Here is a 19921-nt window from a genome sequence, read left to right on the forward strand (position 1 = left end):
CCCTCGCTGTAACCGCCGACAGCCCTCTCCACCCCTCGTACTCACAACGCCGCCGCAACCACGTCGATAACGGGCGTCTCGGCGAAGACAACCACATGGTCTCCGCGTTGGACCCGCGTCTCGCCGCGAGGCGTAATCAACTCCCCGTCGCGCGTAATCGCCCCGATCACGACCCCGTCCGGGAGTTCAGCGATCGCCTCGCGGATCGGCGCGTCCACCAGCAGGCTCTCGTCGTCGACCTCGAACTCGAGCACCTCCGCGCGGTCGTGTTCTATTATTGCGAGGTTCTCGGTCCGTTGCTCCCTGGTGAACCGGGTAATCTCTTCCGCTGTCACCCACCGCGGGTTGACCGCAACGTCGATGCCGACCGTCTCGAAGAGATCGACGTACTCGCCGTACTCCACGACACCGAGCGTCCGTTCGACGCCGATCCGTTTCGCCAGCAGGGAGACGAGCAGGTTCTTCTCGTCGCTATCGAGCGCAGCGATGACGATGTCCGACTCGCCGACGTGCTCGCGGACGAGAAAGTCGATATCCGTCGCATCGCTCTCGAGAACGAGCGTCTTCGGCAACTGCTCGGCGAGTTCACGCGCGCGATCGGGGTCGCGTTCGACGAGTCGCGATTCCAGGCCGTGCTCCTCGAAGAGCCGCGCCGTCTGATAGCCGATCTCGCTCCCGCCAACGATGACGATTTCGTCGGCTTCCTCGAGCGTCGGTAGTGGCGACAGTGTGCCGGCGAACTCGCGGGTGTTTTCGACGGAGCCGATGACGACGAGTTCATCGCCGGCCTCGATGACGGTCTCGCCGGTCGGGACGACGACGTTGTCGTCCCGGATGAGTGCGGCGAACGTCAGCGATTCGAACCGGTCGGCGTCGGCGACGGTTTTGCCGGCGACCGGACTGTCCGGGCTGATTTCGAACTCGGCCATGCGAACGAGTCCGTTCGCGAAACTGTCGACATCACGCGCGCCCGGCAGGTTGACGATATCGACGATCGTCTCGGCCGTGTGAAGATCGGTACTCACCATGACATCGACGCCGAATGCGCCGTCCGAGCGTTCCCAGGTGCGAAGGAGGTCCGTCTTTTTCACGCGCGCGATCGTGAACGGGTTGTCGACGGTTTTGGCCGCGCCGCAGACAACGATGTTCGTCGCGTCGTCGTCAGTGCTTGCGACGACCAGATCGGCTTCGTCGATGCCGGCTTCGTCGAGCATCTGTCCGGACGTGCCATCCCCTTCGATGGCCATCACGTCGTGTTCGTAGGTGATCGAGTCGACGCGGCGCTCGTCGCGGTCGACGACGACGACCTCGTGATCCTGGTCGAGACTGTCCGCGATGTGGGTGCCGACCTCGCCGGCACCGACGACGATGACGCGCATCGCGAATCACCGGCCGCCGCCGTCGGCAGTGGTGCTCACTGTACTCCGGTATTGGTGCCGGTCTCGAGGGCAGCGGGTTCCAGTTCGTCGAGAGACGCCAGCCTGTTCCATACGCCACGTACGCGGGCACGGCGTAAGAATTGTCTGCCAGCAGACGTGACTGTGCCGGTCCAGCCAGCCATAGTGGATAGAAGAGTGGCCGTTTCGAACCCGGCACCGTCGGCCCACGGATCGCGGATCAGGGTAACTCGTGAACAGTTAATTCTACGTCGCGGGGCCGGCCCTCGATGTCTTCCACGAGTCGGCTGACGACGCCTTTGGCCTCGCTCAGGAGTCGCGGCTTGACCTTCCCGATCACCCAGTCGAGCGAGACGAACCGGGGAAGCGAAATCGCGTTCTCGTCCGCGGAGTGGGGATCGTACACCGCCTCGAAGTAGATCCGGCTTGCGGTCTCTTCTTCCGGCGGGGCGGCGTCGGGTTCCGGTTCGATCCGCCACTCGCCGCGAGCGGCGAGATTGTTCCGTAACTCCCACGTGAGCGATTCGGGCGGCGTAATCGACGTCACCTCCGATCGGGCCGTATAGCTGAGTTTCCACCAGGCGAGTCGGAGATCGTAGACCGAGCCGACACCGCCGTCGCCGTGGACGCGAACGTCCGTCAAGTGCTCCGTATAGCGCGGATAGTCGGTAAACGACCGCACGTACGGAAAGACCTCCTCCGGCGAACGATAGGCAACGGTACTGAGGAGAATTCTGTCCACGGCGGCAGTATGACGGGCCCGCCCGTAAGGATTCTCATTGCTGTAGCCCGGCATTCCTCTCCTCCTCCGGTTTCACCGCCATACCCATCCATGCACCAACACCTGCCCGCTCGCTGCTCGTCTTCCGCCGCCGAGAACAACCTCTATAGCCGTGCCGGACAACGACCATCCATGCACGATCTCTGTATCGTCGGCGGCGGCGTCGCCGGCCTCGCCACGTCGATTTTCACCGCGCGCGCAGGACTCGACACGCTCGTCATCGACGGCGGCGAGTCCATCCTCGCACGCAACGCCAGCCTCGAGAACTACCCCGGCTTCCCGAACGGCGTCGACGCCCGCCGGTACCTGCAACTGGCCCGCGAACAGGCGCGAAACGCCGGTGCAACGTTCGAACTCGGGCGGGTGACGAGCGCCGACCGCCGAGACGACACCGACCCTGAAGCGGGGTTCGTCCTCGAAACCGACGGCGGCGACCCGATCGAGGCGCGCCGAATCGTCGCCGCCTCCTGGTCCGACAGCGAATATCTCGTCCCGCTGGATGTCGGCCGGACACAACGCGGCAGCAAACACTTCGTTTCCGTCGATGAGGCGGGGCGAACGGCCGTCGACGGCGTCTACGCCGCCGGCCGACTCGCCGGCGAACCCCACCAGACAATCGTCGCGGCGGGCCACGGCGCGACGGTCGGCCTTGCCGTGATCCACGACTCCGATGTCAACTTCTATCACGACTGGGTCGCCCCGGAAGGCTACTTCACCGGCCGCGGCCGCGACGTGCCGCCGGGGTGTGAGGAGATCGACGACGACGAACGACGTGAACGTGACGAGCGGGCGAGGGAGACGATGCTCGAGGCGTTCGCGGAGCCGCTTGACGACCAGCCGACGATGCACCCGAGCGTCGAACAGGACTGACTCCGCCTGAACTCGAGTTCAGGTGCACCGACTGCAGCAAGTGCCGATCCCCCCATCAAGTTATCACGATCTCTGTGGGAGTGCAGATACCGTCGTGATGCGAGTATGACCCGGTTGAACCAGCGCGACTGCACGCCGATTCGCCTTCGAACGATCGCGGAACGAGACGCGTTCGGAGCGGCAGTCTGCTATTTGAACGCCCGTGGTAACGGCGGCGACAGTGGCTGTGACAGTGGTGAGACCAGCGATGGAAACCGCGCCGTCTCCGCCGAGGAGGCGTTTCTCGAGGCGCTCGAGTTCGCCCGGCGCGAGATTCTGCACCAGTTCGTCCACGGGGTGCTCCGCGGGCGACCTGCCGGCGTTCCAACTGCACGGGTCGTGGAGCGCGAGTCGCCCGCTATCCCGGACGCGGAGGGCTTCGAACGCACCGCGTTCGATGGGACGCAACTGCTCGAAGCAGTCACACCGCTTCCGACGACGTGCCGGCAGCTCGCGTTGCTCCCGTTTCCGGCTTCGGAGACGGTTCTGGTCGCACCGATCGCACGCCGGCACGGATACGACCGCTTTCGACTCGTCGGTCCGGTGTCCCGGCTGTCGACGGCCCGCTCGTCGGGAACCGTAGCGAACGCCCGCGCCGCCCCGTCCGCGACGCGGGTTGGGATGCCTGGTGAACTCGTTTCGCTGCTCGAACGCGAGGGCGGATTTTCCGACGCCGCACAGGCGGATCGAATCTGGGAGGAAGTCGCCGAAAGCGTCGCGAACCTCGCGCTTGCGCGACTCGCCACGGGTGTTCACGCGCGAGCGGTCGAGACGGCGGCGGAGACAGCGGAAACGGCGACCGACTCCCCCTTGGAACCGATCGAGGCGGGTATCGCTGCTGCCGATGACGCCGCCGCTTTCGAGCGAATCGTTACCGACGGTCACCCGTTCCATCCGGCTGGGAAGCTTCGCCGCGGGATGACCGCTGCGGACGGACTTGCGTACGCACCCGAGTTCACCGACCGAGTCGACCTGCGGTTCGTCGCCATCGAACGGGACGCCGCGCTCGAAACACGGTCAAGGGGTGCGGATGGCGAGAGTCTGACCACTCGCCTGTTCAGGCTGTTCGACGGGCTCGAGGCGGCGCTCGAGCGAGCGATCCCCGGGTCGGCCGATGCAGCCGCGTACGCCGTCGTTCCGGTCCACCCGTTCCAGTACCATCACACGGTACCGGAGCGCTACGCGCGACAGTGTGCGTCCGGGCGGATCGTCCCGATACCAGAGTGCAGCCGGCCGGCGACGCCTCAGCTCAATCTCCGGACGGTGGTCCCGTTCGAGAGCGAGCGGACGGCCGACGGGCCGCTTTCGCACCTCAAACTCGCGATCGATGTCCAGACGACGAACGTCGTTCGGACGCTGTCCCCACAGGCCGTCACGAATGGCCCGCGGGTGACTGCCCTCATGAGGGAGATTGCAGCGCGGGAATCGTTCGAGTCGCTGGGAATCGTCCCGGAGCCGGCAGCGACGTGTTACTACCCGCCCGGCGGTTCGCAGCCCTACACGGCCGGCGACGAGTTCGACGACGCCCGTCACCTCTCGGCACTGGTTCGGACCAATCCCCTCGCACACCCGCTGGTTGGGGGCGCAGATGACGCGATTCCCGTGGTGGCGTCGAGCCTGCTCGCCGAGTCGCCTGCGACGGGGCGGCCACTCGTCCGTGATCTCATCGAGCGCTACGCGACAGTGACGGAGACGACGACCGTTGCCGAGGCGGCGCTCGCGTTCGTCGACGCGTACGCCGGCGTCGTCGTCCCCGAGCAGCTACGCCTGCTGACGACGTACGGCATCGCCCTCGAGAGCCACCTCCAGAACAGTCTCCTCGTCCTCGATCGCGAACGCGCGCATCCGATCGGGACGCTCGTCCGCGACCTCGGCGGGATTCGCGTGCACAGCGGCCGCCTCGGCGAGCACGGACTCTCGTTTACGCCCTACCCCGACTCGGACCTCGACGCCGACGGCGAGCGCGACCTCCACCGAAAACTGTACTACGCACTCTTTCAGAACCACCTCGCTGAACTCGTCGCGACGATCGCCGCCGAAACGGCCGTCGACGAGCGGGCGTGCTGGGTCCGGATTCGGGCGCATTGCGAACAAGCGTTCGAGCAGGTCCGCGCCAATACGGCGGTCCCCAATTCCCGAGTTCGTCGCGACGAGCGCGCGCTGTTTGCGGAGCGAGCGACTCACAAGGCCCTGACCGCGATGCGACTACGGGGCAAGCGCCACGAGTACGTGACCAGCGAGGTATCGAACCCGCTGACGCCGGCGGGGCGAGCGGTGATCGACCCCACCTGAGCGGGCCGTTGGATACCGGGTAGCGCCTCGCTACCCTTAACACACTGCCGGGAGAATACCGGACGAATGCTCGAAGGCGTCAACGTCGCGCTCGGGGTGACGGGCTCGATCGCGGCCGTCAAGACGGTCGAACTGGCCCACGAACTGCGACGACGAGGGGCCACAGTCCGCGGCGTGATGACCGATAGTGCGCAGGGAATCATCCCCCCCTGGGCGCTCGAGTTCGCGACCGACACCGAGGTCGTCACGGAGATTACGGGCAGCGTCGAACACGTCGAACTCTGCGGAAACGACGGCTGGGCGGACGTCTTCCTGATCGCGCCAGCGACGGCCAATACGGTCGGCAAAATCGCGGGTGCGATCGACGATACGCCTGTGACGACGTGTGCGACGACTGCACTCGGAGCCGGAACCCCGATCGTGATCGCACCGGCGATGCACAAGCCGATGTACGACCACCCCGGCGTGCTCGAGGCCATCGAAACCGTCGAGGACTGGGGCGTCGAGTTCGTCGACCCGCGAATCGAGGAGGGAAAAGCGAAGATCGCGACCGAGGAGGCGATCGTCTGTGAGACCGCCCGCGCGGCCGGCGACCGTCCGCTTGCCGACCAGCACGTCGTCGTCACGAGCGGTGCGACGACCGAAGCCATCGATCCGGTGCGCGTCCTCACGAACCGATCGTCGGGGAAGATGGGCCGCGCCGTCGCCGCCGCCTGCTACGTTCGCGGTGCCGACGTGACGCTCGTCCACGACGGGGCGTCCGTCCCCTACGCCGATGTCCGAAGCGTCGAAAGTGCCACGGAGATGCTCGAAACCACGCGAGACGTCTGTGCCGGCGGGTCCGGAGCCACCGCCGATGCCCTCGTCTCGGCCGCCGCCATCGGCGATTATACCGTCGAAACCAGTCCGGAGAAGATCCGCTCCGGACAGGATCTCACGCTCGATCTCGAACCCACCCCGAAACTCATCGACGACCTTCGCGAGGCGTTCCCCGACCTGCCTATCGTCGGGTTCAAGACCGAAACGTCGGGCGACGACGCGAAGATGATCGACCAAGCCCGAGAGATGCTCGCGCGCGCTGAACTCGCGTTCGTCGTCGCGAACGATGCGAGCGTAATGGGTGCAGAGCAGACGCGCGCATTGCTCGTTCACGCGACAGATGTCGCCCAGTTCGAGGGGGCGAAAGCGGCGCTGGGTGGGGAAATTGCGGATTCGATCGCGGCAGTACTCGACAGCTAGTCAACCAATTGATGCATGCAAAGTGGGGCAGGAAAGTTATATAGGTGGCGTTCATCCCACTGAACTAACGCATTCAGTCTCGGCTGAATGCTCGCGGGTTTGAGTGGATAGAGGTGATTCGGAGTGGTCCAGCAACAACGGGATGATCGTATCGAACGCGGGTCGAAGGGTGGGGGAGCCGAGCGTGAACGTGACAATAAAGCAGAGGGGTCTGGAGCGCGCGATGACTCGACATCCGATGGAACGGAAACGAAAACGGAAACGGGCGCTGCGGCGAAATCGACACGACGGAACGGGTCCGGGGACGCGTCTGCATCCGACTCGGCTGCAGGCGCTGACGCTGAGCTGGACCCCCTCTCGAAAGGCGAAGTCTTCGAAGTCCTGCGCAATCAGCGCCGGCGCTACGTCCTCCACTTTCTGAAACAGGATGGCCGGCCCGTTGAACTCGGCGACCTTGCACAGCAACTCGCGGCGTGGGAGTACGAGACCACCCTCGACGGCGTTACGTCCGCACAGCGAAAACGCGTCTATACCACGCTTCAGCAGACGCATCTCCCGAAAATGGACGAGGTCGGCATTCTCCAGTTCGACTCCGATCGCGGCGTTATCCGGGCGACCGACCGGACCCGAGATATCAGCGTCTATCTCGAAATCGTTCCCGGTCACGAGTTCGCCTGGCGGGAACTGTACCTGTCGCTGGGTGCGATCGGGTCGGCACTGGTCGCCGCGCTCTGGCTCGGAATCTATCCGCTCACGATGTTGTCGGATCTGTCCTGGCTCGCACTCGTCTCGATAACGGTGACGGTAACGGCGGTCGTCCACATCTACCACGAGCGACATATGCGCCTCGGCCGCGGTGAGCAGCCGCCCGAACTCAGTTACGGGCCGGGAGAGTAACGACGGCGGCGGGGAGACGTGAACCGACCAGCCCGAACCCACACGCGACTGAACTCGTCGTCCCACTGGGACAACGAGCACGGGTGAGCTTACTCGGCGATTCCGTAGGTGTCGTCGGTCCAGTCGCGTGTCGGAAGATCGTACACCGGCTGGTGGTGGTCGATAGCGTCGAGACGATCGCGGTCTTCTTCGTCGAGTGTCCAGTCGAACAGGTCCAGGTTCGAACGGACGTGTTCGGGCGACGTGGACTTCGGCAGCACGACGATTTCGTTTTCGACGGCCCACTTGAGAATGATCTGGGCCGGCGATCGGTCGTACGCCTCCGCGATGTCCTGGACGGTTTCGTCGGCGAAGACTTCCGTTCGACCGAAGGGTGCAGCGGCCTCGATGACGGTTTCGGTTCCGCGGCAGTACTCGAGGAGCGCATCCTGCGTGTTCCAAGGATGATACTCGACCTGGTTGACGGCGATTGGCACGTCCGCGATGTGGCGTGCACAACTGAGTTGGTACGCGTCGAAGTTCGACACGCCGATATTTCGAACCGTTCCCTCATCGTGAAGCGTTGCCATCGCGTCCAGGGTCTCGCGAAGCGAAATCGCCGGGTTGGGCCAGTGAATGAGGTACAGATCCAGGTGCTCGGTCCCCAGTCGCTCTAGGGACGCCTCACAGGCGGCGATCACCGACTCGTAGTCGAGGTTTTTCGGGAGGACTTTCGACGTGAGAAACACGTCTTCGCGGTCGTACTCGGATAGTACGTCGCCGATTTCGCGTTCGTTCCGATAGCCCTCGGCGGTATCGATGTGGCCGTAGCCAGCGTCTAGACCGGCTCGAACCGACTCGCGGACGGTGTCACCGTCGATATTCCAGGTCCCAATACCAACCAACGGCAGTTCGGCGCCACTCGGAAGCGTCGTTGTCGGTGGACTCATCGGACGATGTTCACCGCAGCACGGCAAAACGATTCGGTTCGTCCACAGCTTTGCCATGAGTCGCGTTCGTCCGGTCGTTGTTCGTCTCAGCGCATCCCCAGTACGGGAAAACCGCTTCACAACACGGAGTCGACAGCAGCTACAGCAGTCACTGCGAGTTACGGCACATCCGATCGCACGACGGCTATGGGAACGGTGTGTAAATCGTTGCACCATCACTATAGTTACACATCTGTTTCGACGGTTACGTGAGACGAACACGGTTCGATACCGGCATCACAACATGATTCAGCGACACACAGACACGTCCACCGACAGTTCTCATACCCCTGACACACCACCACACTCCTCGAACGTATCGTCAACTTTTACTCCGCGTCCGTCCCACCCACGGCATGGATCAGTTACAGCAGTCACTCCTCGACGCGCCGATCATCGAAAAGAACGGCTATCACTACTTCGTCCATCCCATCAGCGACGGCGTCCCCAAACTCGACCCCACACTCCTCCGAGAAATCGTCATCCGAATCATCCGCAAAGCCGAACTCGAAGAGGTCGATCGGATCGTTACCCCCGCTGCGATGGGTATCCACATCTCCACCGCTGTCTCGCTGATGACCGATATTCCGCTGACCGTGATCCGAAAGCGCCAGTACGGCCTCGACGACGAGGTCGCCATCTCCCAGAAAACCGGCTACTCGGAGAACGAGATGTACATCAACGACGTTCGAGAGGGCGAACACGTCCTCGTCCTTGACGACGTTCTCTCGACCGGCGGCACGCTCGCCTCCGTCCTCGAAGCACTCGACGAAATCGGTGCAGAAGTCGTCGACACCGTCGCCGTCATCAAGAAGGTCGGCGGCGAGAATGAAGTCGACGACGCCGGGTATACCGTCAAGACGCTGATCAACGTCGATGTCGTCGACGGCGAGGTCGTCATCGTCGACGAAGACGGCGACTTCTAGTCCGTTCTACGTCGCTTGTCGATGAGTGTCTGTCTCCGTGAACTCGGAAGTCACACCGCCGTCGCGACGAGTGCAGCCGGCTGTCACTGGCGATTCTCAACTCGGTGCTCTCACGTGCTACTATCGACGCCGACACTCCCCGATCACGGTACCAGCGGGGCGTACTCATCGTGTTTGAACGAGCCGAGTACTGTCTTATCGAGCGTCCTCACGTGCGTATAGAGTTCACCGTCCTCGGTGGCAGCGGCGACCATACCCGGAACGTGGCGACGTTCGTACTGTCCTGCAAGCAAGATTGCAGTCTCGCTTTCGGGATCGAGGAGTTCGACCACGAGGAAGACGGCACCATCGACTTCGTTTCGGTAGGCTTCGTATCGCGGGAACTCGCCGCGTTCGAAGGCGTTCGTGAACGAGTCGGCATGGTTGTCCGCGATAACAAAGAAGAGCCCGTATCGATCGTCGTGTTTCTTGCCAGCATCCCGGCTGACTGCTGCGGTTTGGAGGGCCGGAATGGCGACGGTGTCCCAGCCGTTTTCCTGCCGCTGTTGTTCGAGAGCAGACAGGTCTTCGGTGGTCTGCACCCAGGCGTTCTTGATCGCAGTCCCGCTGACTGGCTCTCGCTGCTGAGTGAACTCGTCATCCCCGATTTGTGTCATACACCTCGTTGGGCACAGCAGTGGGATAACTCTTTTCACGCCTACACACCGGTCTCTGGTTTTTCTGACGGTATCGTAGTGCTCTTTCTGAGAGTGGCTCCGCTCAGTGAGACACTCCTTTCGAGAGACAGCGGATCAAGACCGACACGGGGTCAGGCGGGGACGAGTGAGCGACCGGTCAGATGCCGAACACCGCCTCCATCAGATAGGAGATCAGCAGGACGGCGAGGCTCCCGAAGAAGAGTTTCCCGGCTGGATTGATCCGGTCCTCCGGCGGCGGTTCTTGGAACCACCGCTTCGGTGGAAGGGATGCGACGAGTGCCTGAAACCGCGTCTGATCCGCCGTTTCCGGAATCGAATCACCAGAGACACCGGAGAGAGCCGCTTCGTCCTCGAGATCGGATGGCGACCGTGGCCACAGCCGAGCCGTGGTATATCCGAGGAGAATGAAGCCCACGAAGAACAATACGAGTTTCGCCCGTGAGAGGCCACCACCGGTTACCAGTCCAAAGACGAGAGCACAGATCGTGCTGATCGCGGCAACTGCGCCGGCATACGTCAGCGCATCGATCAAGACGAGAAGCCGAGTTCGGTGCTGTGACTGGGATTGAGACTGTGACTGACGATCAGAGTTCATGTGAGATGGTCGAGAGGCGTCTTGTAATCGTACTACAGCGACAGCTGTGAAACTGCCGCTACGAAGCCACGGCGTTACCGATGACGATCATCGAGAACGTGCTCCGGTTTTCGGTAGTCTGCATCGGCATCGTGGCGGTGACAGAGACTCCGACGGCCGGATGGGCTGACGACGTGGTAGTCGGGTTCGACCGACTCTTCTGCGTCCGTGTCGTTCGCCTCGTTGGCACCGTCAGGCACGTGGCCCTCGCAGACGCTGCCGAACTCCGCACCGAGCAGGTCGAGTGCCGCCTGTTCGTTGCCACCGCGGGCGAGTTCAGCGGCGTCGTCCAGAACTTCTTCGACGGCCGGCGGCACCTCCTGATCGTCGAACAGTTCGGCGTAGATTTCGTCGATCGTCCCGAAGTGTGGCTCCTTGCCGAGCAGTTCTCTGATGCGGTCGGTGACCGTCTTTTCCGTGCGATCCCGCTCGCGAAGGACTTCTCGGAGCGTATCGAGTTGGTGCCAGAGTTCGTTGTCGAGGTCCTGGTACTCCGGCGGCCGGATACGGGCCGGACAGCGAGTGCTGAACGGGCATCCAGACGGCGGGAATCGCGGACTCGGCGGCGTTCCCTGAAGCGTGATCCGATCCTTGTGGGCGGTGGGATCGGGTTCCGGAATCGCCGAGAGCAGCGAGTGCGTGTAGGGATTTGCCGGATTGGAGAACAGTTCCTCCGTCGGTCCGATCTCCATGATGTTCCCGAGATACATGACCGCAACCCGGTCACAGATGTGGCGCACGACCGAGAGGTCGTGAGCGATAAAGAGGTAGGTCAGCCCGAACTCCTCTTGCAAGTCCTCGAGCAGGTTGATTACCTCTGCCTGGACTGAGACGTCCAGCGCGGAGACCGGTTCGTCCAGCACGATGAACTCGGGCTCGAGCGTCAGCGTGCGTGCGATCCCGATCCGCTGGCGCTGGCCGCCGGAGAACTGGTGTGGGTACCGGTAGTAGTGCTCTCGCTGGAGGCCGACGGTATCGAGCAGTTCCTTGACGTGCTGGCGGCGCTCCCGCGGTGTCTTCCAGCTGTGAACGTCGAGCGGTTCGCGGACGATCTCGCCGATCGTCATCCGGTCGTTGAGACTGGAGTCCGGATCCTGGAACACCATCTGTGCGTTGCGCCGCCAGTCTTTGAGGTCGGCTCCCGACAGCGTCGTGATGTCCGTCCCGTCGAAGCGGATTTCGCCGCCGGTCGCGGATTCGAGCTGGATGAGCGTTCGCCCGAGCGTACTTTTCCCGCAGCCGGACTCGCCGACCAGCCCGAGCGTTTCGCCACGTTTGATGTCGAAACTGACACCGTCGACGGCCTTGACTGGGGTCCCGCCGAGTAGCCCATCGCCTTCGTAGTAAGTTCGTAGGTCGCGGATCTCGACCATGACATCTGAATCCTGGTGTGAGTCCGTGTCTACGTCCGCTTCTGCCGTACCCGTCTCGAGGGCGTTTTGACTCATCGGTCATCACCTCGTGGCGTTTCGGTTTCTGTGTCGGTCGCAGCGTCGGCATTCCCGCCCGTCGCTTTCACCTCTCCGGCCCCCTGGTCCGGGGTCCGACCGGACGGATGCGCAGCCGCCGTATACTCGTCGACGTACAGGAGACAGGCAGCCGTATGCGCCGCCTGCTCGTCCTCGGGATGTCCATCGCCGACGGGAACCGTCTCGGGATGAACGGCCTCACAGTCGCTGAACGCCTTCGGACAGCGAGGGGCAAACCGGCAGTACGTCGCGGGTTCGTTCGGCGTCGGCACGTTCCCCTCGATCGTCTGCAGGCGCTCCCCCTGCTGTCGCCCCGGAATGGACTCGAGCAGCCCCTGCGTGTAGGGGTGTTTCGGATCGCCGAACAGCGAATGGACACCAGCCGTTTCAACGATTTCGCCTGCGTACATGACGTTCACGCGATCTGTCACCTCCGCGATCACACCCATATCGTGGGTGATAAACAGGATACCGAGGTCGCGTTCGTGCTGGAGTTCCTTGAGCAAGTCGAGAATCTGGGCCTGGATCGTCACGTCCAGCGCCGTCGTCGGCTCGTCACAGATCAGTACTTCCGGATCGCACGCAAGCGCCATCGCGATGACCGCACGCTGGCGCATTCCGCCGGAGAACTGGTGGGGATACTCGGTTACACGCCGTCGTGCATCCGGAATCCCGACCGCTTCGAGCAACTCGATCGCCTCTTCCGTTGCCGCCTGCCCGGAGAGGTCCTGATGGAGCCGCAACGTTTCCTCGAGTTGGTTCCCGACCGTGTAGACCGGGTTCAGACTCGTCAGCGGATCCTGGAACACCATCGCAATCCGGCCGCCACGCATCTTCCGCTGAATCTCGCCGGTACACCGCGTGAGTTCGACGAACCCGTCCGTAATCGACTCGGGGTCGTCGGTACCGCCGTCGCGGACAAATACGCACTCGTCCGCGCCGATGAACTCGAGCGTGTCGCCGTAAGCACCGACGAAGTCCTCGAGTGTCGCCTCCTCGCGGTCGTCGTAGCCGAACGTCGACGGCGTTGCGTCGATTTCGGGATGGTCGAACAGCGAGGTCGGGTCGTGTTCGGCCTCGAGTTCATCGAGGCTGACGGTTCGGCCTGCGAACGTGGTGGCGAACGATCGGAGCGTTGGGACGTGCTGGAAGCGGATACTGCTCCCTTCGAGCACGTGGCCGGGAGAATCGACGAGGCCCATAATCGAACGGGCGGTGACGCTTTTCCCGGAGCCGCTCTCGCCGACGACGCCGACGGTTTCGCCGGGACGGATGTCGAAGTCGACACCGTCGACGGCTCGAATGACCTCCTTGTCGGTGAAAAAGGAGGTCTGGAGGTTTCTGACGGTGATGATCGGTTCGTTCCGGTCACCGGCAGTTGTCGTGGCGTTCGACGCTGCCGTCGCGGTTGTGTCTAGTGTCGATGTTGCCGTTGACTGTGCATCTGCCGTTGGATTAGATTCCATTGCCATTATCCACCACCTCCGGTAGCGGCGGCAGCACTACCGTCGCCGCTATCACTCTGTGGGTCGATTGCGTCGCGGATGCCGTCGCCGAGCGCGTTGAACCCGGTCACCAGGAAGACGACCAAGAGTCCGGGAAGCGTAGCGACGTGCCACGAAGACGTCGAGACGAACGACTTGCCTTCGAAGACTGCCCGACCCCATTCGGGCGTCGGTGCCTGTACACCGAACCCGAGGAACGAGAGGGCAGCAACGCCGATGATGACCCCACCGAGCGAGAGCGAGGCGTAGATGAGCATGTAGCCGGCGATGTACGGCGACATGTGTTTTCGCATGGTTGCCGTCGGACTCTGGCCGTAGCTCTTTGCGGCGTCGATCCACTCCTGTTCTGATACCTGGAGTGCGGGTCCGCGGACCGAGCGCCACAGTAGCGGCCAGCCGGTCCCTGCGAAGATCAGCGCGAGGAGTAAGCCTCCATTGTAAATCTCCGCGATCGGATGGTTCGCCTGCATGAACAGCACCGAGAGTAACAGGACCAGTAACAGCCGTGGAAGAGCGATCACCGAGTCACTGGCGATGATCGCCAGTAGATCAGCGACGCCCTTGTAGTAGGCCGTAATCAGTGCGAGCACCGTCGCGATGACTGCCATCAGGACCGTGGCAAGGAGTCCGATGACGAGTGAAACCTGCGCACCGTACGCGAGGAAGGTAAACAGATCCTTCCCGTCCGCATTCGTTCCGAACGGATGGAAGCGGTCGTAGTCGTCGTAGCTCATCAGCCCGACGTTCTGGTCGCCACCCCGTGAACGACTATTCATATTCGCATCGCCGTGCGTGATCGATTCAACTCCATCATCACCCTGGTACTGGATCTCGTGTTCGTACGGGCTGTAGAGATTCTTCTCCGCCGTGACCGGACTGACGGCCGGAGCCCAAAGCGCCATCACGACGAACATGAACACGACGACGAAGCCGAAGACTCCCCAGTAGTGGGTCCGCAGGCGATTGATGCTGTCGTCGCGAGGCGTCCAGTCCGCCTCGCGGTAGTGTTCGCGGAAGATTTCGTAGCCCTTCCAGAGCCAGGCGAGCCAGGTCAGAGCGTACGCGTAGACGACGAGCACGCGAAGCGCCCACGCCCACGCAGGCGAGAGGCCGAGGAACGTCCCTTCCCAACTTCCGTCCGGCAGCTGGTAGCCCTGGTTCGGAATAATCTCTCGGCTCGTAATCGTCGTCAGCGACCCGACTGCTTCGACACCGCGCGTAAGGACGCCGATGAGCATCTCGAAGAGCCCGCCGACGGGTGTCCAGACGAGTGCAGCGGCGACGATCGCAAGCAGTCCGGTCACGAGCAGTCGTTCGAGGATATCCTCACGGCCCGTACTCACGTCGATTCCAAGTCGGTCGACGAGCGACCACGGGATGAACAGCCACTTGACGATGATGGCGACGATTCCCAGCAGGATGAACGCCGTGACTACGAAGGCAGCGATGCCAGCACCGGTTCCGAATGAACTGGCAACAGCTCCTCGTACTGAACTCGGAATCGTTACGACCATATCGACCATCAATCCCATCGCACCGCCCAGTCGGAGAACGCCATCGGCGATCCGGCCCAGTTCGAGTGCAATCAGGACGAGCGCACCGACCAGCCAAAACAAGGCTGGCCGTGGATTTGCAGCGATACGGTCCCGCAGTCTCATGTCGTCGAATTCGTTCATACTCATCTATTCGTACCCCACGCGTGGATCCAGAACCGTATAGAGGAAGTCCTGGAGGATGTTTACCGAGACGATCAGGATGATGAAGACGAACATCAGCGATCCGACCAGTGGGAGATCACCTTGGACCGATGCCTGGAAGAACAGGTATCCGATTCCATTGATGCCGAAGATGACCTCGACGATGACCGAGCCGCCGATCAGGATGAACGCCTCGTTGGTGATGATCGGGACGAGCGGAACCAGTGCGTTCCGGAAGACGTGTTTCCAGACGATGGCCCGATTCCGAAGTCCCTTCGCCTTTGCAGTCTCGACGTAATTCGAGTTAATCGTCTCGAGAACGGCGGTGCGTCCAATTCGCATCTCGTTCCCCATCGCAGCCGAGCCCAAAACGACCGCAGGGGGCAGGATCTGTTTGATCGAGGCTGCGAGTGTTATCGGTGAAAAGTAAAATCCGATCGGGATGCTGAGAGCCCCGAGTGAGACCCAGTCGGTAACCGCAATGAAGTTAAGCGGCGGTTGTCCGATAAGTCCGGGAACGGTCACACCTATTGTGTTCCAGTCGATTCCGAAGAAGAACTTCTCGGACTGACGTAAGACGGCGAGGAAGATGATTGCCAGCCAGAAGTTCGGCATTGCACGCCAGACGATTCCGCCGAACGACGCGAGGTAATCCCCCCCAGTGTTTGGATTCAGCCCGGCATAGAAGCCGAGCGGAACCCCGACGAAAATCGCAATCAGGATTGACCAGAACCCGAGCCAGAGTGTCCGCGGCGCGTAGGTGGTGAGCAATTCACCGACGCTCGTACTTGGTTGGATAACCCAGGACTGGCCTAGGTTGAGCGTCAGCATCCCGACTATGTAGTCGATGTACTGCCGCCAGAGTGGTTCATTGAGACCGAGCCGCTGCTCAATCCGTACACGGTTCGCGGCCCCCCCTTCGGGACCAATAATAGCGGCAACGGGGTCGACCGGGCCCATTCGTACGAGGACGAACGTAATCGTGAGCCCGACGAAGACGACGGGGATCGACAGGAGCAGCCGACGGAAGAAGTACCGCCAGCGGCTCACGGGTGACCACCCGTCTGCAACATGTGCATCATGTGTCGTACTATAGATTGTTCGAGCATTCCTGGATCATAAACCTCCCTATTATCGTTGACAGCAATGACCACGGCCGGGTCAGGGAGCAACCCGAAGCCGCGTCACCGAGTAGCAATCATTACTCCAGCGTGACGCTGTTGTACCGCTGCTGGTAGTCCCCCATCGCGCCGAACGGTTCGATGTCGACGTGATCGTAAGCGAACTGTTCGCGAGTGTCGTGATACAGCGGCAGCATGATCGCATCGTCCCAGATTGCCTCTTCCATCTCGATGTAGGCCTCGTTACGCGCTTCCTGGCCTTCTTCCGGCTCGGGATTCGCTTCGACCTGTTCCCACGCTTCCTGGGCCTTTCTCGAGGCGTCCGAGTCCTCCGCGTGCCAGTCGAGATAGTAGCCATTCGTTTCCGTCGGCATCCGCGAGGTATCGGTATTCTCCGGCTCGAAGCCGAACATCCCGTAGTCTGCTGCCGGCCAGCTCCAGGTCCATCCGAGCGAGAAGATCACGACGGGACTTCGTTCGAAAGAAGTCGGTCGCGTTCGTGCTGTCGATGGTATCGACTTCGACGTGTACCCGGGCGAAACCGTCGGAATCGTCGGTGAGAGTGGCTGTGGGAAATCGACTGCCGCGAGTTCACTGATCCGGCTCGAGGAGCCGACCGAGGGGACGGTTCGATTCGACGGAGAAGACATCACCCGGTACGATCAGGCGGAACTGAAGGCGTTCCGACGGCGGGTACAGATGATCTTCCAGGACCCGGAATCGAGTTTCGATCCGCGGATGAGTATCGGCGAGGCGATCGCCGAACCATTGGCCGTACAGGGCCTGACGGACGCACGCCGGCGGCGGGAGATCGTCGCGGATCTGCTCGAACGGGTGGGACTAGCAGCGGGGGATGCGGATCGGTATCCGCACGAACTCAGCGGCGGACAGAAACAGCGAGTCGGCCTTGCACGGGCGCTCTCGATGAACCCCGACATGATTATCGCCGACGAACCGGTGTCCGCGCTCGACGTTTCGATCCAGTCCGAGATCCTGGCGTTGATGACCGACCTGCAGGAGACCTTCGGGCTGAGTATCCTGATCATCAGCCATAACCTGGCCGTTATCCGCCAGATCTGTGACCGCGTCGCCGTGATGTATCTCGGTGAACTCGTCGAACTCGGGACGGCGTCGGAAGTCTTTACGAACCCGCAGCATCCCTATACTCGAGCACTGCTGGCATCGATCCCGACCGCCGATCCGACGGACCGCGGGATGGGTATCGAACTCACCGGCGACGTGCCGAGTCCATCGAATCCACCGACCGGCTGCCGGTTTCACACCCGCTGCCCCGAGATCATTCAGCCCGAAGACTACGAGTTCGAGCAGTCGGTCTGGCGTCGCATCATGGATCTGCGACAGAAACTCGATCAGGGCACCGTCGATGTCGATGCCATCCGTGAGGTAGTTGTCACCGAGCGAGAACCCGACGAAACTCCCGACGACGTGTCCGCCACCGAAACGAAAGCCCGCCTTCGCGACGAGTTCGCCATCCCGCACTCGCTCGATGATTCCCGGGCAGAATCCGTCCTCGAAGCGGCACTCGACGACCTCGTCAGTGACAATCCGGCGGCCGCCCGCGAGCGACTCGCAACCGAATTCGCGACACCCTGCGAGTCACAGTCGCCGACGCTCGAGGACACGACCGCTGGACAGACCGCCTCCTGTCTTCGCCTCGAAAACGAACTGCCGCCGACTGAACTCGAGCAGACGGTGCGGTCGGATTGACCGTCACTCCGGTGTGGCCTCCGAATTTCGATGTGCTAGTCAGTGATCTCGCTCTTGGGGATCACAAGCAACGACAGCCGGACGTTACGAAAGAATACATGCTCAGGGCGTAGAACGGGCAGACCTCAGTGACGAACGATAGTTGCCGGTCAGAATTTTGTTCCAGCAGAAGTATAGCGGGAGGTAGATTTGAACTACCGGTCTGCGGGTTATGAGCCCGCCGGAATCTCCTGGCTATCCCATCCCGCTACCATATCGTAACCCGGTATGCTAGTTAAGGGTTGTGATTCGACCGCCGCATGGGGGTTTCTACCGTTCATCGTGGTGGACCTGCCACGTGTAGAGACTCTCACAGGTGTAGTTGACGAAAAAACCCACACCGATTCCAAGGACGTTCGCCACCCCATACCAGAGCCCGACGCTGTCGACCAGCAGCGTAAAGACGCCGAGTGTCACCAGAAACCCCAGGAATCGTACCCCGTTCGACCGCAGAAATCGTGTGCCCAGGGCTCGAAAGTGCATCTTGCCGTGGCTGGCGAACGTCCACCACTCATTGAGGACGAAGATAACCACGATCGAGAGTTCCCACGAGAGGGCTTTCCCCGGAACGGCCGAGACCTCCATCGCCTCAACCAGGAGGATTAGCGTGCCGATATCAACCGTTGCACCGACAAGTCCGACGCCGGCGAACTGGCGGAATCGGCTCGCCGAGAGAAGCGCACGGAGTCGCATCCGAATCGTCTCACTGAAAGAGTCGGTCATCGTCGAATACCAGGCCCGGTTGTACTCAGCGCTTGATTTTCGGCGCGACCACTCACTGACAGCTCCGTCGGGTTCCGTCTTGTGATTGCACGACAGTCCGGACGGTCGACTCAGACAGCGAGTTCACCTTGCGGCCGGACGACGTCGACGGCGTCGGCATCGACGCGTTCGACATCGAGGAAGTGAGGGATGAAGTTTCGGCGTTCGAAGTCCCCGTATTCGGATTCAGCGCCGACGGTACACCACAATTGGACCTCCTCGGGGCCGTGCCACTCGCCGTTGCGGTTGATCCCGAAACAGACCACTTGCTCACCGTCGATTTCGATGATCGCACCCTTTCTGATCCCGGGGTCGCCGTGGATGATGAGCTGTTTCATATGGATGAGTTCTCACGAGAGGAGATTAAACGCTTCGAACGCGTGCGCACACGAGAGAGCGAAAGGGAACTTGGGCGGCTTTTCCGGAGCGGATCCGACGACGAACCAAACGGGTTTTAAACGGCGCTATCTTAGCCCACGTCAAGTGAGATAACCATGCAGATGCCACGCCGATTCAATACGTATTGTCCGCACTGTAACGAACATCACGAACACGAAGTCGAGAAGTCCCGAACAGGTCGTTCCTCCGGCATGAAATGGGACGCTCGCCGAACCCGGCGCAACAGCGCGACGATCGGGAACTCGGGTCGCTTCTCGAAGGTTCCCGGCGGCGAAAAGCCCACCAAGAAGACCGACCTCAAGTACCGTTGCAGCGAGTGTGGCAAGGCCCACCTCCGCGAAGGATGGCGCGCCGGCCGACTCGAGTTCCAGGAGTGATTTCAATGGCAGGAAATTTCTACACCGTTCGCTGCAGTGACTGCGAAAACGAACAGACCGGCTTCATTGCTCAGATCGGAAGA

Annotated in this window: 18 protein-coding genes, 1 tRNA gene and 1 pseudogene; 7 read left to right on the forward strand and 13 right to left on the reverse strand. The window is 62.0% G+C overall.

Annotated elements, in window-relative coordinates; all coding sequences use genetic code 11:
- Window positions 1-41: 41 nt before the first annotated feature.
- Complete coding sequence (trkA, locus tag C484_RS08565; protein WP_006825539.1) at window positions 42-1379, reverse strand: Trk system potassium transporter TrkA; 1338 nt, start codon at window positions 1377-1379, stop codon at window positions 42-44.
- A gap of 238 nt (window positions 1380-1617) precedes the next feature.
- Window positions 1618-2139, reverse strand: a complete 522-nt coding sequence (locus C484_RS08570; protein ID WP_006825540.1) for an SRPBCC family protein — start codon at window positions 2137-2139, stop codon at window positions 1618-1620.
- Window positions 2140-2310: 171 nt separating this feature from the next.
- Between C484_RS08570 and C484_RS08575 the strand changes: the two genes are divergently transcribed.
- The 4 genes from C484_RS08575 to C484_RS08590 all read left to right on the forward strand — a co-directional run bounded on the left by C484_RS08575 (window position 2311) and on the right by C484_RS08590 (window position 7515).
- On the forward strand, window positions 2311-3048 hold the full coding sequence (locus tag C484_RS08575) for an NAD(P)/FAD-dependent oxidoreductase (protein ID WP_006825541.1): 738 nt from the start codon (window positions 2311-2313) through the stop codon (window positions 3046-3048).
- Window positions 3049-3153: 105 nt separating this feature from the next.
- The gene (locus tag C484_RS08580; RefSeq protein ID WP_006825542.1) at window positions 3154-5379 is read left to right on the forward strand and encodes an IucA/IucC family protein; all 2226 of its coding nucleotides are present in this window, start codon (window positions 3154-3156) and stop codon (window positions 5377-5379) included.
- A 66-nt stretch (window positions 5380-5445) separates the two neighbouring features.
- Entirely contained in the window at window positions 5446-6618 is a 1173-nt protein-coding gene (gene coaBC / locus C484_RS08585; protein WP_006825543.1) for a bifunctional phosphopantothenoylcysteine decarboxylase/phosphopantothenate--cysteine ligase CoaBC, read from the forward strand.
- A 123-nt stretch (window positions 6619-6741) separates the two neighbouring features.
- Entirely contained in the window at window positions 6742-7515 is a 774-nt protein-coding gene (locus C484_RS08590) for a DUF7344 domain-containing protein (RefSeq protein WP_006825544.1), read from the forward strand.
- 89 nt (window positions 7516-7604) lie between these two features.
- Here C484_RS08590 and C484_RS08595 read toward each other — a convergent pair whose 3' ends face one another.
- Window positions 7605-8444 (reverse strand): aldo/keto reductase, encoded by an 840-nt coding sequence (locus C484_RS08595; protein WP_049915172.1) that lies wholly within the window; start codon window positions 8442-8444, stop codon window positions 7605-7607.
- A gap of 395 nt (window positions 8445-8839) precedes the next feature.
- Between C484_RS08595 and hpt the strand changes: the two genes are divergently transcribed.
- Complete coding sequence (gene hpt, locus C484_RS08600) at window positions 8840-9409, forward strand: hypoxanthine/guanine phosphoribosyltransferase (protein WP_006825546.1); 570 nt, start codon at window positions 8840-8842, stop codon at window positions 9407-9409.
- A 143-nt stretch (window positions 9410-9552) separates the two neighbouring features.
- Here hpt and C484_RS08605 read toward each other — a convergent pair whose 3' ends face one another.
- The 7 genes and pseudogenes from C484_RS08605 to C484_RS08635 form a co-directional block, all read right to left on the reverse strand.
- Window positions 9553-10065, reverse strand: coding sequence for a DUF7529 family protein (locus C484_RS08605; protein WP_006825547.1), 513 nt, complete (start codon window positions 10063-10065; stop codon window positions 9553-9555).
- A 178-nt stretch (window positions 10066-10243) separates the two neighbouring features.
- The gene (locus C484_RS08610) at window positions 10244-10702 is read right to left on the reverse strand and encodes a DUF7555 family protein (protein WP_239640947.1); all 459 of its coding nucleotides are present in this window, start codon (window positions 10700-10702) and stop codon (window positions 10244-10246) included.
- Window positions 10703-10776: 74 nt separating this feature from the next.
- Window positions 10777-12189: an ABC transporter ATP-binding protein gene (locus C484_RS08615; RefSeq protein ID WP_006825549.1), complete on the reverse strand. Its 1413-nt coding sequence runs from the start codon at window positions 12187-12189 to the stop codon at window positions 10777-10779.
- Entirely contained in the window at window positions 12186-13676 is a 1491-nt protein-coding gene (locus C484_RS08620; protein ID WP_049915182.1) for an oligopeptide/dipeptide ABC transporter ATP-binding protein, read from the reverse strand. Before C484_RS08620 ends, C484_RS08615 begins: the two co-directional genes overlap by 4 nt.
- 5 nt (window positions 13677-13681) lie before the next feature.
- Window positions 13682-15397, reverse strand: coding sequence for an ABC transporter permease (locus C484_RS08625; protein WP_006825551.1), 1716 nt, complete (start codon window positions 15395-15397; stop codon window positions 13682-13684).
- Window positions 15398-16462, reverse strand: a complete 1065-nt coding sequence (locus tag C484_RS08630; protein WP_006825552.1) for an ABC transporter permease — start codon at window positions 16460-16462, stop codon at window positions 15398-15400.
- 151 nt (window positions 16463-16613) lie between these two features.
- A pseudogene (locus C484_RS08635) lies at window positions 16614-16994 on the reverse strand (ABC transporter substrate-binding protein); the annotation flags it as partial.
- On the opposite strand from C484_RS08635, the gene C484_RS08640 reads away from it, so the two are divergent.
- Window positions 16993-18261, forward strand: coding sequence for an ABC transporter ATP-binding protein (locus C484_RS08640; protein ID WP_049915173.1), 1269 nt, complete (start codon window positions 16993-16995; stop codon window positions 18259-18261). The pseudogene C484_RS08635 and the gene C484_RS08640 sit on opposite strands and share 2 nt — an antisense overlap.
- Before the next feature lie 174 nt (window positions 18262-18435).
- Here the strand turns inward: C484_RS08640 and C484_RS08645 are convergent.
- From C484_RS08645 to C484_RS08655, 3 genes are all read right to left on the reverse strand, one after another.
- Window positions 18436-18510, reverse strand: a tRNA-Met gene (locus C484_RS08645).
- 60 nt (window positions 18511-18570) lie between these two features.
- Window positions 18571-19023 carry a GtrA family protein gene (locus tag C484_RS08650; RefSeq protein ID WP_006825555.1) on the reverse strand — a complete coding sequence of 151 codons (453 nt, stop codon included), beginning with the start codon at window positions 19021-19023 and terminating at the stop codon, window positions 18571-18573.
- A 110-nt stretch (window positions 19024-19133) separates the two neighbouring features.
- Window positions 19134-19400, reverse strand: coding sequence for an HAH_0734 family protein (locus C484_RS08655; RefSeq protein ID WP_006825556.1), 267 nt, complete (start codon window positions 19398-19400; stop codon window positions 19134-19136).
- 156 nt (window positions 19401-19556) lie between these two features.
- Here C484_RS08655 and C484_RS08660 point away from each other — a divergent pair, with 156 nt between their 5' ends.
- Window positions 19557-19838, forward strand: coding sequence for a 50S ribosomal protein L44e (locus C484_RS08660; RefSeq protein WP_006664358.1), 282 nt, complete (start codon window positions 19557-19559; stop codon window positions 19836-19838).
- Window positions 19839-19921: the final 83 nt, after the last annotated feature.

The organism is Natrialba taiwanensis DSM 12281 (assembly GCF_000337595.1).
Lineage (GTDB): Archaea > Halobacteriota > Halobacteria > Halobacteriales > Natrialbaceae > Natrialba > Natrialba taiwanensis.

Excerpts from the sequence above, each read along its gene's own strand:
- trkA (WP_006825539.1), bottom strand. The coding sequence starts at position 1,379 with ATGCGCGTCATCGTCGTCGGTGCCGGCGAGGTCGGCACCCACATCGCG.
- C484_RS08575 (WP_006825541.1), top strand. The coding sequence starts at position 2,311 with ATGCACGATCTCTGTATCGTCGGCGGCGGCGTCGCCGGCCTCGCCACG.
- C484_RS08580 (WP_006825542.1), top strand. The coding sequence starts at position 3,154 with ATGACCCGGTTGAACCAGCGCGACTGCACGCCGATTCGCCTTCGAACG.
- coaBC (WP_006825543.1), top strand. The coding sequence starts at position 5,446 with ATGCTCGAAGGCGTCAACGTCGCGCTCGGGGTGACGGGCTCGATCGCG.
- C484_RS08595 (WP_049915172.1), bottom strand. The coding sequence starts at position 8,444 with ATGAGTCCACCGACAACGACGCTTCCGAGTGGCGCCGAACTGCCGTTG.
- hpt (WP_006825546.1), top strand. The coding sequence starts at position 8,840 with ATGGATCAGTTACAGCAGTCACTCCTCGACGCGCCGATCATCGAAAAG.
- C484_RS08605 (WP_006825547.1), bottom strand. The coding sequence starts at position 10,065 with ATGACACAAATCGGGGATGACGAGTTCACTCAGCAGCGAGAGCCAGTC.
- C484_RS08610 (WP_239640947.1), bottom strand. The coding sequence starts at position 10,702 with ATGAACTCTGATCGTCAGTCACAGTCTCAATCCCAGTCACAGCACCGA.
- C484_RS08615 (WP_006825549.1), bottom strand. The coding sequence starts at position 12,189 with ATGAGTCAAAACGCCCTCGAGACGGGTACGGCAGAAGCGGACGTAGAC.
- C484_RS08620 (WP_049915182.1), bottom strand. The coding sequence starts at position 13,676 with ATGGAATCTAATCCAACGGCAGATGCACAGTCAACGGCAACATCGACA.
- C484_RS08625 (WP_006825551.1), bottom strand. The coding sequence starts at position 15,397 with ATGAGTATGAACGAATTCGACGACATGAGACTGCGGGACCGTATCGCT.
- C484_RS08650 (WP_006825555.1), bottom strand. The coding sequence starts at position 19,023 with ATGACCGACTCTTTCAGTGAGACGATTCGGATGCGACTCCGTGCGCTT.
- C484_RS08655 (WP_006825556.1), bottom strand. The coding sequence starts at position 19,400 with ATGAAACAGCTCATCATCCACGGCGACCCCGGGATCAGAAAGGGTGCG.
- C484_RS08660 (WP_006664358.1), top strand. The coding sequence starts at position 19,557 with ATGCAGATGCCACGCCGATTCAATACGTATTGTCCGCACTGTAACGAA.